Origin of the sequence: Clostridium oryzae, from assembly GCF_002029235.1 — a bacterium.
Classification (GTDB): domain Bacteria; phylum Bacillota; class Clostridia; order Clostridiales; family Clostridiaceae; genus Clostridium_AE; species Clostridium_AE oryzae.
Genome location: NZ_MZGV01000032.1, coordinates 19,471 through 31,598, shown reverse-complemented (window position 1 = coordinate 31,598; position 12,128 = coordinate 19,471). Strand labels below are relative to the sequence as shown.

At 31.8% G+C, this 12,128-nt stretch carries 12 protein-coding genes; 5 read left to right on the top strand and 7 right to left on the bottom strand.

What is annotated here, in order from left to right:
• Positions 1–14: 14 nt before the first annotated feature.
• The 5 genes from CLORY_RS14250 to CLORY_RS14230 all read right to left on the bottom strand — a co-directional run bounded on the left by CLORY_RS14250 (position 15) and on the right by CLORY_RS14230 (position 5,408).
• Positions 15–833 carry a PTS system mannose/fructose/sorbose family transporter subunit IID gene (locus CLORY_RS14250; RefSeq protein ID WP_079425617.1) on the bottom strand — a complete coding sequence of 273 codons (819 nt, stop codon included), beginning with the start codon at positions 831–833 and terminating at the stop codon, positions 15–17.
• On the bottom strand, positions 817–1,572 hold the full coding sequence (locus tag CLORY_RS14245; RefSeq protein ID WP_079425616.1) for a PTS mannose/fructose/sorbose/N-acetylgalactosamine transporter subunit IIC: 756 nt from the start codon (positions 1,570–1,572) through the stop codon (positions 817–819). The genes CLORY_RS14250 and CLORY_RS14245 overlap by 17 nt, the downstream gene beginning before the upstream one ends.
• A 14-nt stretch (positions 1,573–1,586) precedes the next feature.
• Positions 1,587–2,072 (bottom strand): PTS sugar transporter subunit IIB, encoded by a 486-nt coding sequence (locus tag CLORY_RS14240; protein WP_079425613.1) that lies wholly within the window; start codon positions 2,070–2,072, stop codon positions 1,587–1,589.
• 57 nt (positions 2,073–2,129) lie between these two features.
• Complete coding sequence (locus tag CLORY_RS14235; RefSeq protein ID WP_079425612.1) at positions 2,130–2,546, bottom strand: PTS sugar transporter subunit IIA; 417 nt, start codon at positions 2,544–2,546, stop codon at positions 2,130–2,132.
• Between the two features lie 87 nt (positions 2,547–2,633).
• Positions 2,634–5,408: a sigma-54-dependent transcriptional regulator gene (locus CLORY_RS14230; protein ID WP_079425610.1), complete on the bottom strand. Its 2,775-nt coding sequence runs from the start codon at positions 5,406–5,408 to the stop codon at positions 2,634–2,636.
• A gap of 316 nt (positions 5,409–5,724) precedes the next feature.
• Here CLORY_RS14230 and CLORY_RS14225 point away from each other — a divergent pair, with 316 nt between their 5' ends.
• The 3 genes from CLORY_RS14225 to CLORY_RS14215 all read left to right on the top strand — a co-directional run bounded on the left by CLORY_RS14225 (position 5,725) and on the right by CLORY_RS14215 (position 7,626).
• On the top strand, positions 5,725–6,165 hold the full coding sequence (locus tag CLORY_RS14225) for a helix-turn-helix transcriptional regulator (RefSeq protein WP_079425608.1): 441 nt from the start codon (positions 5,725–5,727) through the stop codon (positions 6,163–6,165).
• On the top strand, positions 6,162–6,743 hold the full coding sequence (clpP, locus tag CLORY_RS14220) for an ATP-dependent Clp endopeptidase proteolytic subunit ClpP (RefSeq protein WP_079425606.1): 582 nt from the start codon (positions 6,162–6,164) through the stop codon (positions 6,741–6,743). Before CLORY_RS14225 ends, clpP begins: the two co-directional genes overlap by 4 nt.
• A gap of 118 nt (positions 6,744–6,861) precedes the next feature.
• Positions 6,862–7,626 (top strand): MBL fold metallo-hydrolase, encoded by a 765-nt coding sequence (locus tag CLORY_RS14215; RefSeq protein ID WP_079425604.1) that lies wholly within the window; start codon positions 6,862–6,864, stop codon positions 7,624–7,626.
• Between the two features lie 90 nt (positions 7,627–7,716).
• Here CLORY_RS14215 and CLORY_RS14210 read toward each other — a convergent pair whose 3' ends face one another.
• Entirely contained in the window at positions 7,717–8,544 is an 828-nt protein-coding gene (locus CLORY_RS14210) for an MBL fold metallo-hydrolase (protein WP_079425601.1), read from the bottom strand.
• Positions 8,545–9,098: 554 nt separating this feature from the next.
• Between CLORY_RS14210 and CLORY_RS14205 the strand changes: the two genes are divergently transcribed.
• On the top strand, positions 9,099–9,779 hold the full coding sequence (locus tag CLORY_RS14205; RefSeq protein WP_079425599.1) for a DUF5680 domain-containing protein: 681 nt from the start codon (positions 9,099–9,101) through the stop codon (positions 9,777–9,779).
• Between the two features lie 114 nt (positions 9,780–9,893).
• Here CLORY_RS14205 and CLORY_RS14200 read toward each other — a convergent pair whose 3' ends face one another.
• Complete coding sequence (locus CLORY_RS14200; protein WP_079425596.1) at positions 9,894–10,421, bottom strand: DinB family protein; 528 nt, start codon at positions 10,419–10,421, stop codon at positions 9,894–9,896.
• A 534-nt stretch (positions 10,422–10,955) separates the two neighbouring features.
• On the opposite strand from CLORY_RS14200, the gene CLORY_RS14195 reads away from it, so the two are divergent.
• Positions 10,956–12,068 (top strand): helix-turn-helix domain-containing protein, encoded by a 1,113-nt coding sequence (locus CLORY_RS14195; RefSeq protein ID WP_079425594.1) that lies wholly within the window; start codon positions 10,956–10,958, stop codon positions 12,066–12,068.
• Positions 12,069–12,128: the final 60 nt, after the last annotated feature.

The following is a 12,128-nucleotide window of genomic DNA, read 5'->3' as shown; positions in this document are numbered from 1 at the left end:
CAAAGTGAATTTATTTAGCTTAATGCTGCAATTCCAATCCCCATTGCTATAAGTGCTAATATTATATGAGTAGCCTTAGCACCTTTTCCAAGCAGGTAGTAAATTGCACCTGTTAATGTAAGAGGTAAAAGTGCAGGCATAATACCATCTAAAATAGATTGCAGTGTAACAGCTGTTTTTCCGGTACCAATCATAAATGGTAATGTGAAATTTACCATAGTAGCAGTCATTCCTCCGATAACCGTGAGGCCTAATATAGCTGCTCCATAAGTAACTTTGCCCATTATTCCGGATTCTTCAACCTTGCTTAAAAGACCTGTTCCTAATTTATATCCACTAAACATACATATATAACGCAAAATGTAATGAGGAATATTGAATATTAGCAAGAATAAGATTGGTCCTAAAATATTTCCCTGTGATGCCAAGGAAATTCCTACTCCGGCTGCTATTATCTTTAGTGTACCCCAGAAAAATGAATCTCCTATTCCTGATATTGGACCCATCAATCCAGTCTTTACAGCCGATATTGAACTTTCATCAAAGTTTTCATCATTAGCGTTTTGTTCTTCCATTGCAGTAGATATTCCAAGAAGTAATGTAACAATATGTGGTGTAATATTCATAAACTCCAAGTGCCTTTTTAAGGCTTTACTGAGATCTTCTTTCTTTGTATATAGCTTTTTTAATATTGGAACCATGGCATAAGCGTATCCCATATGTGACATTCTTTCGTAATTCCATGAACCCTCTAGTGTGAAAGATCTCCAAAACACTTTTTTCAAATCCTGTTTTGTTATTTTCTTGTTATCTGTATTAGAATTCGTTGTCATCTTGAACTACCTCCTTGCTTGTATTATTTTCATTTCCAACAATTATTAATGCCGCTACTGCTCCAAGAGCAGCTATTCCCATTACAGGAACCTTTAAATATGCTGCTATTATAAATCCAAGAAAGAAAAACGGTACTACTTTTCTTGTCATTACCATCCTTGCAAGAAGTGCAAATCCAACAGCTGGAAGTAAACCTGTTGCTATTGAAAGTCCTTTTGTAATTACGTCAGGCACAACTTGTAAAAATGATTTCACAACTCCACTTCCTAATTGGAAGGATAATGTAACAATAAAACTCATAGTTAGTACAAAGATAAAGGTAGATAGATAATGCATCATTTCAACGCCTCTTGCATTTCCTTCCTCTGCATATTTATCTGCTTTATGTGCTAATACCGGTCTTACTAGCAAGTATATACAATTCTTTGCAAGTAATCCTAAAGTAGCAATCGGAAGAGCCAATGCTAATGCAACCTCTGGTCCTGAACCTGATTTAATAGCGAATGCTGTTCCTAAAATTCCTCCTGCAGTAACCTCTGGTGGTATTGCTGCACCTATAGATGCTACTCCCATAAATACAAGTTCAATTGATGCTCCTATAATAAGTCCCTTCTGTAAATCCCCTAATGCCAATCCAACAAGTGTTCCCATTACTATTGGTCTTTGAATCATTTGAGTCCCTAAAAAATATTCACAGTACCCAACAATTGCTATAATTCCAATCAACAATGTTTCCATTTCTTTCATCCTCCTTAATCAATTTTGTTTTTAATTAAACTAACAGCTTTTACTTTGGTGTCATTAGGAACTTGTCTTACCTCAATCTCTACCCCCTCTTCATTCAATTCATCTATTGTTTTAATTTCGTCCTTAGTCAAATGGACAACTTTTGAAATAGCTTTAGTATTTTCTTTGGGCTTAGTACCCCCTAAATTTATGCTCTTAATCGTTTTCACCGCTCTTACTATTTTAGCTGCATCTTCTACTGATTCAACTACTATAAATAGCTTATATTTATCTGTCTTTCCCTCTTGAATGGCTTTTATAGAATCTGCAATATTTTTTATTACTAGTTTAACTCCGCTAGGTTTTGCAAGTTTAATAGTAGTAAGTCTCAGCTCATCATCTACAACATTGTCACTTGCAATTAATATACAATCCGCTTGTAAATAGCTGGTCCAAGAAAATGCTACTTGCCCATGTAGTAATCTGTGATCCACTCTTAATAACTTAACCATTTTGTTTTCCTCCCTTTTGTAAATTAATTTATTTAGATCTTATAACTTATTAATCATTTAGAATTCTTCATCTGCTTGAACAGAATTAATAACTCTATTGCAGTAACGTATACTTTCTTTCGAACTCTTAAGTGCATTATTTATTAAGCTATCTATATCGTCATTGCCTTGGTCTGCTATAAGTTCAATTACTAATGGTAAATTCATACCCGAAATAAGGTAAATATTATTTTTATTAAGGTTGGTCATAAATTCATTGTTAACACTCCCTCCAAAAACGTCTGTTATTACTATCAACTTATCTTCAGAAGCCAGTTCATTTATTACTTTTGCGACCTCCTTCTTTAAATCAAAATCTTCCTCCATATATGCACATAGAGTTGAAATATTGCTTTGTTCTCCCATAATGATTTTTACTGAACTATAAATCCCATCTGCTAAACTTCCATGTGATGCCAACAAAAACTTAATCATATCATTTTCTTTTTCCTTTCGTTTGATTTATACCTATATATAAAGCAAGAAGCGTGCCAACTTAGTGGCACGCTTCTAATTTTTTATTTAGAACTCCTCTGAATCCCCCATTGGAGAGGTTAAAATATCATATATATATCCTATCTCCTCCATATTTATTTTGACATTATATATTTCTTCTATAACACTAAACGCTTTTTTTATATTATTTATCATATCTTTTTGACACTGAACAAATTCATCTAAGTTTCTGTATTTTTTTATTGGTGCATTTCGAATAAGCCTTTCCACTAGGCAGCTTATATGCACATACAATGCCACCTTTTTATTGTTAGGCAGCCTTTTTCCCATTATAACTTCTAAATTATTTAGACAAATCTCAATATTTTCTAGTATTTTATTTGTGTCAAGAATAGTTACTGAACCCACAACACTTTTTAGTGAAAAATTACGGATTATATTATTATTTATTATCCTGATTGTATCCTCATCAGCTATTCCGTCAAAGATTTTATAAAGTTTATCCTCTCCTCGTCCAGAAATGAGATCCTCTAAAGATATATATTCTACTTGTTCCACCTCCGGATTAGTAGTACCCAATATTGCTAGAACATCATACAACTGAAATAAGGCTTCTTTTGTTCCATTAGTTTTTAGTCTTTCGTATTCATTAACTAATATATGTATTCCAAGTTCCTTAGGAATACTCTTTTCTAAAAGGGCCTGAAGCTGTTTTGCTGTTCCAATTCCTGTTATGCACGAGGTAATTATAGCTTTTTCTTTACTGATTTCAGGATATATTATTTTGTACTGTGTCACATTACTTGCTTTTAATTTTTCTATAAGTTCTTCTAAATAAATATTTTTATTTAAAAGATCTCCAACAAACAGAGCCATTTGCGTAGATACGTTATTTACTATTGCTATAGGTACATTTATATAATCTTTTATATTTAAATATATATCTTTAAGAGATCCCATATCTACTAATATAACAAGTCCATTTGACACATCATTTTCTTCTATATATTCAATAAGTTTTTCGACTATTTCGCTCATCGAAATATCTATCGGCATATCAAATGGTTCAAACACATTTCTCTCAAGCATACGATTAACAACACTGCTTATGCTGCTAGCTGTAGCGTAGCCATGGGCAAGTATAACCGCTTTTATAGCATTTGAATTTTTCTTTATACTCAAGCTTTTTAAATAAAGGGATAAAAATATCTCATCGTCCTTTGATAAATTTACATCCATCTTGCTAGATATTAGTTTAGATAACTTTGACACTAAGTCACATTCTTCTCTATTATTAGCCAAAATATAATTGTATAGTTGGTTTCTTATCTTTTCCGTGTCACTATTCCATTTTATTACGTCATATCCCTTTGCATATAAAAAGTAAGCTATTATATAAATACTATTACCATTAAATCTAATATTATAACTGTATTCTACATAGTTTATAACATCATGAAGAGATGATGTTATAAACTGAAGCATTACATTTTCATTATATTTATTTTTTTCAAATATTAATTTATCTATTAAAGAATTTATTTCTAAAAAAACATCGTTCTCAAATTGTTCCTTATTTTTTATTCTTATATAACTTTTGTACAAATCAAATATTTGTTTATAGGTATTTTTTATATTTTGTAATGATGTCTTTTCATTAATATATAAATCGTCAAGTTCGCTTTCTGGAGTAATAAGTATATCTTTTTCATGTTTTATTTTATAGCTCGTATTATTTACTGCCTCTTTGATCAACTTTTCTGGTAAGTCTTTAAGTTTTATTTGAACTCTATCTGAATTAACATTCTTCGAGTATGCAGCTGCACATATATACTTTATTGTATTTTGAAGCTCACCTATATTACCTTTATACTTATGCAATGCTAATAGTTGTGCTGCTCTTTGCGAAATAAGTATATCTTTATTAAATGTCTTACTTTCATTTATTAGAAAATTATAAACGAACTGATTTTTTTCATCGTCATCTCTTTCGTCTAAACCAGGTATTGATACAGTAATAGGTACTCTTCTCAAAAAAGTATCCAAAAAATTTTCAGATAGTGACTCTGTAGTTGCAAAGATAAGTCGTACTTTTACCTTATGCCAGCCTTCTGTTTCTCCCATTCTTCTCACTACTCCTTGATCCATAAAGGTAAACAGTTTTTCCTGTCCTTCACTGTTTAATCTATGAACTTCATCAAGAAATAGTATTCCACCATCTGCAGCTTCGAGCATACCGCCTTGATTTTTATCTGCGCCAGTAAAAGCTCCTTTTATGTATCCGAATAGATTACTTGACAACAATTCTGGATTGTTATAATATTGTGCACAATTAAAAGCGATGAATGGAGCATCTTCCGGCAAAACCCCGCATTGTATACTATACTTGTGGATAAGACTTGCAGTATAACTTTTTCCAACGCCAGTTGGACCACTTAACATAATAGGCAGACCATTTGTAGGATAAAATATAGAAGTCTTTATCTGCTCTACTGCCTGCTTAAGACTCCCCTTACTCCCTATAAGCTTATCAAATATTTCTTTTCTATCTTCTAGTTCTTCATCGTTATAGAACAATTCATCTAAACTTGAAAAAATATTTTTTGAAACCTTAAAAAACTTCTCTTCAAATGCTTTTTTATGGAAAAAATAGACAGGTCTTGTATTTACCTTAATTACTTCATTGTCTTCAATCATTTTGTTTATGTAGTGACTTATAGTATTGCGCTTAACATTAAATACCTTTGAAATATGCTGTGCTGTAAACACCTCATTTTCTTTACCCTTTTCATAATTCTTAGTATTGTCATACAAATATTTTAGAGTATCTTCTTTTAACATAAACAATAACACCACCAATCAGGATTTCTTCAGTGTATCCTTTTATTTTTTATACGTATATCTTATTAACACCTAAATATCCAGTTAAAAGTATTTATCCTTATATTTTAAAGCAAAAAATGTGCCAAATTAGTGTCACTGTATACTTTGCTTTGTCAAACATTGACATAGTATAATTTAAGCATGTTAATATATCTTTATACTTATTCTTTATGACACTAAAATCAAAAAAGATAAAAATCGCAATTTTTATTAAGAAATGCTTTTACACATATGGTATAATTTTGTATAAGCAATATAAAAGGTAGGTGTGAAAATGGCAGCTAATAAAGATGTGATTTCAAAGATTATTAATTATATAGAGGATCATCTTACTGACGAATTAGATTTAGATAAGATAGCTAAAATCGCGGGCTATTCTAAATATCATTTAAATCGTATGTTTTCTAACGTTATTGGATGCACAATTCATCAATACATTCAAAATAGAAGGCTTACAGAAGCAGCTAAACAGTTGGTTTTCACCGATAAGTCTATTATAGATATAGCTTTTAATACAGGTTATGAAACTCATCAATCCTTTACCTTAGCTTTTAAAAACCTATATCGTGAATCACCGCAGACTTATCGAAAGAAAGGGAATTTTATTGCCATACAACCAAAATGTATTGTTCTATCCGAAATCAGAATGCATAAAAACAAAAATATTTCTTATATTAACAAATTTAATACTAAATGTGAGGTGAAGGCAGCATGAGTATGGTTCCATACGTTGTTGAACAAACAAATCGCGGTGAGAGAAGCTACGATATATATTCAAGATTATTAAAAGACAGAATTATTTTTCTTAACGAAGAAGTAACAGATGAAAGTGCAAGTCTTATAGTTGCAGAGCTGTTATTTTTAGAATCTGAAGATCCTGATAAAGATATTTATTTTTATATTAACAGCCCTGGCGGATCAGTTACTGCAGGTTTTGCTATTTATGATACGATGCACTATATTAAATGTGATGTTTCAACTATATGCACAGGCATGGCAGCAAGTATGGCAGCATTTTTACTGACAGGAGGTCAAAAGGGCAAAAGATTTGCACTTCCAAATGCCGAAGTAATGATACATCAGCCGCTTGGAGGCTTTAGAGGCCAAGCTACAGATATTCAGATTGCTGCAGAAAACATACTTCAAACAAAACAGAAATTAAATGAACTTCTTGCGGCGAACACTGGAAAGACCATCGAAGAAATTACAAAGGATACTGAAAGAGATAATTTTATGACCGCTGAAGAAGCAAAAAATTACGGTTTAATTGACAGCATCATTGAAAAAAGATAATCCATATACAAAAGTAATACTACGTAACTCAATAAATAGGCTGTTATATCTTTTTTGATAAAATAGCCTATTTATTATAATTAAATTAAAATATTATTGTTTATTGGAAGTGAATATAATGAGTAATTGGTTTACAGTAGAAAAAATAGATCATTTAACTTATGCTATCAGTGAATATAAACATTGGGAGCAAACCCATTGCTATCTGCTGATTGGCGAAAAAACTTCTCTGCTAATTGATACAGGCTTAGGCGTGGCCGATATTAAATCTGTAGTTACTGATCTTACAGATAAGCCTGTCCAGGTGGTAACTACTCATGTACACTGGGATCATATCGGTGGACATAAATATTTTAACAACATCATTGTTCACGAAAAAGAAGAGAGCTGGCTTAATGGTAAGTTTCCTATTCCGCTTAAAATTGTTAAATCAAATCTTATGAAAGAACCCTGTGATTTTCCAAAAGATTTTGATTTAGATGGGTACACAATCTTTCAAGGCAGGCCCACTGGAATTCTTAAAGATAGTGATGTAATAGATTTAGGCGGACGAAAGCTTGAAGTGTATCACACACCTGGGCATTCACCCGGACATATCTGTCTCTATGAACGCAGCAAAGGCTATCTGTATTCCGGAGACCTTATATATGAAGGAACTTTATATGCCTTTTATCCTAGCACAAATCCTTCAGATTTCATGAATTCAGTTTCTAGAATGTCCAAGTTAAATATAACTCGAATATTACCAGGTCACTATTCACTAGATATACCTGTAACACTTATTAATGAGATCAAAGATGGTTTTTCAAATATCTATTCAGCCGGTAATTTAAAGCAAGGAAATGGTGTATTCAAATTTAGTCATTTCAATATACATATCTAAAATATTAACTGATAAGACGTATCACTATTTACATATAAAATTAAAAGGCTGCACCTCACAGCCTTTTAATAGTAAACTTCATATTTTTTATTATCTATAAACAAATTTTCCTTGCTCCGGCTTTGCTATTTCATCAAAATTGTTTACCAGCATTTCTAAATCTCGTTTCACTTCTTCACCCTGAATAGGTTGACCATGACTTGGAACAATGATAGATGGATTTAATTCCTTAAGGTGCTTTATTGAATCCTCTGCAGCTTTCCAATCTGTAGTCAGATATTTAGGCGGACCGCTTATCTGCTCCTTTTGAGTTGCTACAGATACAAGTGATTCCTGTTTTACAGTGCAAAGTGCATCTCCAGCTAGCAGTATACGATCTCGCTCTCTGAATAATGAAACGTGACCTTCCGTATGCCCTGGTGTGTGTATCCACTGCCAATCAATCATTTCAGGCACACTTCCATCAGTAGGCAGCGGCACTACATACTCGCCTATATCTATGCTTGTATGTGGAAAAGATTCTGACATTTTCGCTACTGCACCGCCTCCAACTGAAGGATCTGCCAATGGATAATCTTTTTTCCCTGTTACATAAGGCATCTCAAGCCGATGAATATACACTGGTACATTCCATAATTTCGATAATTTAATAACTGAGCCAACATGATCAAAATGTCCATGCGTAAGAATGATTGCTTTAGGCTTGCTCTCTTTGCCAAACCGCTTCTCAGCACACTCTAAAATATAATCGGCGGAATTCTCAAGACCAGTGTCAATAAGTACCCATCCATTAGAATTATTAGTATTTCCAACTATACAAGCATTTACAATAGTAAAATTCATAACCAATATATCAGTTCCGACTTCTTTAGATGTAGTAGTCATCGACGATATTTTCTCTACTAGCTTATTCCCCATTTTGCAACCTCCAATCACAGAATAGCTTACTCTATAATAACCTCAATTAACAATTTAGACATACTGAGAATTATTTAACTATACTCAATCCTCAATATGCCTAAACAAAAACTTAGTATTATCTATATACTATTTTGCATTTTATTTATCTATTTATTCATACTTAGTAAATACTCTTTTCTTTTCTATCTAATTTCATATCCCAGGAGCATAGAATTAATAATGAAACCATTACAGCCTTACGCTGTTTTGTAAAGGTATAAATTAATATATTCATTAGTATTATTATAAATAATATCGCTATTATGTAGAATAAATTTATACTATCACTCCCTCGATTTATATATACTAAAAATATAATCGAAATATGATTATATTGAAAAACGCAACTACTGGTTGGCAAATTTGTTATACTTAATTGGTAGAGTTTTACTGCTTTAAATTGTATACTCAATATAGTTCAATTATGATTAGGGACAGACCTACTCAAGTTTGATATTAAGGGATTAATTTATATTTGAACTTTATCCTATTATAATTTTGAGGTGATGAAAATGAGTTTCTGTGAAAAATTACAAATATTGAGAAAAGACAAAGGACTATCTCAAGAAAACCTTGCAGAAAATATAGGTGTATCAAGACAAGCTGTTGCCAAATGGGAAGCTGGTCAATCCTATCCTGATGTGGATAAACTGATTTTATTAAGTGATTTATTTAAGGTGAGCATAGATCGATTAGTAAAAAATGCGGATGACTCCTGCTGCTTTTACGATGATAGCGAAACTATAAATTTAATTAATGACGATATAGTGCTTTTTCTAATAAAAGCTAAACGTTCTACCTATGCCGCAAAAGGCGCTGAGTCATCAGCTTCCAGACCTAATTCTCACGATTATGAATATTCAGAAGGGAACTTAAAATATATTGATACTTATATTGGTGGAGAATGTTTTGCTGGTGAAGAAGCTGTATGGATAGATGATATTCCTTGCTGGACTATGAATTATATCGGAAGAGTCTTATCAGAAGAATTTTCAGGAGATTTCTTAAAAGAAGCCCTGCTGTTAGTACCAAAAGAGCATCCTTATCGTGGACCAATGCTATATAAAAATGGTGAGTATACTTATCACTGCATAGTAACAGGAGAATTCAGCTGGTACAATGGATATGAAGAAATATTTTACAATGATAAAAAGGTCTATGAATGCAGATTTCACGGCGGTGAAGTAGGATAGGGTTGAAAGCCTTAGTGGACCAAAATTCCTCTAGTTTATAGATTCATATCACCTTTATAGGCTATCTTCGAATGAAAATGTATAAGTTAAGATAGCCTAGCAGCCTTTTATCTTCTACTCTTCCTCTTCATTGTATGCATACCAGTCAGACTCCTCTAATCCTTTTGAACGTAGAATTCCATTTAAATATCCGATATTATACATAATATGGCGAACTTGAGACATTATAATATCCATATAAGTAAAACCATCTTGTCCATCAATTATTGAATCAGCCATCTTTTTGTCATCCAATCTGTCAAATATTCTCGCAGTTTTCACATGTATTCTTGACACATATTCTTTCATATCCTCTCTAGAAATTGAAAGATTTCTTTCCACATCATATTCAAATTCAGGAGGAATTTTTTCATCAAACTCCATGCTTTTGAAGTCACTACCATCATATGTATCTCGAAACCAATAATCAATAAAATATGTAACGTGATATACTTGATACCAAAACGGTACTTCATTAAAGTATTCATACCATATTTCATCAGGACAAATATTCACAAGCTTTTCTAGCATAACATAACAAGAATCAAATTGATTTCTAGCTGTTTCAGTACTCCTTCTAAACTTAACTTCTTTTTGCTCCATTATACCATCCCTTTCCATTTTAATTATACTACATGTATTAATAAGTAATAATTATTTTCGCAAATAAACCTATTAATTAACTTCTAGTTAACTTTTTAAACCAAAATTAATTGTTAATCCATTGATTGGATAACGGTATATTCATATAATAAATATAAGACAAACCAAGAAAGTGAATTAAATGAAGATAATATTAAGTAGTTAGTGTATGCTTTAAATATTGGTAAGAGAAAAGAGTAAAGAGTAGAGAGAAAAGTGAAGGAAGAAATTCTGCTGCGCAGAATTTCTAAGAATTTAAATCCGATTAACAGCAGATAACTTTCTAAAAACTAAGACTATACCTAGTATTGCAAAAGGATTATCTAAATAATTGAGAGTCTCTATACAATCAAAATTCAGCTCAGCTGAATTTTAACCTTCACTTTTCTCTTTTCTCTTTACTCTTAACTCTCATACCTATTTAATGCACTTTCCCTAGACTATTCCGTCTAGAGCATTTAATTCGCAATATCCTTATAATCTGAGGTGATAATCATGAAAGAAATAAATATAGGTTCCAAAATTGCCACTAACAGAAAGAAAAAAGGAATTACTCAGGAGCAGCTGGCAGATTTTTTATGTGTCTCGAAGCCGGCTGTTTCAAAATGGGAATCAGGTCAGAGTTATCCTGATATTACGCTGCTGCCACTTTTAGCTACATATTTCAATATCAGTGTAGATGAGCTTTTAGGATATGAGCCTCAAATGTGTAAAGAAGACATAAAGAAACTATATTATGAACTATCAAAAAAATTTGTTTCTGAACCGTTTGAAACTGTATATTCTAAATGCCAACAATATATAAAAAAGTATTTTTCCTGCTGGGAATTACAATATTATATGGGAGTTTTACTAGTGAACCATTGTAATCTTGCTGGAACTAAAGATAAAATTGATTCTATTCTACAAGAAGCAGCTAAAATATTTGATCGTGTTTCTCATAGAAGTGAAGTTCTTAGCCTGGCAAAAATAGCTACTGCCCTGCATGGTTTTTGCTGTATAAATTTGAATAAAGCTGATGATGCCATCGATTTACTTGAAGGACTAATTGAAGTTCCGGTTTCAGTTGAAGTATTGCTGTCAAAAGCATATCAAATGAAAGGTGAGCTAAAAAAAGCTAAAAGTCTTATGCAGCGATATATTTACCAAAATGTTATGAGCTTTTTCGGTGCATGCCCAGATTTTATGATGCTCTATATAGATGATCCTGAAAAAGCAAAAGAGTGCTACAGAAAAACTATTGAAATTGGTAATACCTTTGAAGTAGAAAAAATGCATCCATCTTCCTATTTTTCTTTATACATAACAGCTGCTATTTTTTTTGCTATGCAGAACGATAAGGAAGCGGCCCTTGACGCACTTGATAAATATATTAAGATTTTAGAAACCCCCAATATTTTTCCATTAAAATTACAAGGTAATAATTTTTTTGATTGTTTAGATGAATTCTTTAATTCGTTGGATTTGGGTATTGAAACTCCAAGAAACGAAGAACTTATAAAGCAGAGCATAAAAGAATCTATAGTTAACAATCCAGCATTTAAAATATTAGAAGCAGATGAAAGATATGAACGTATCATTAAGAGGATGAACAACCTTATTAAATAACTAAAAAACAAATATTATTTTATTCTATTTTGCAAAGTTTTTATCATCATAAATGTTTCC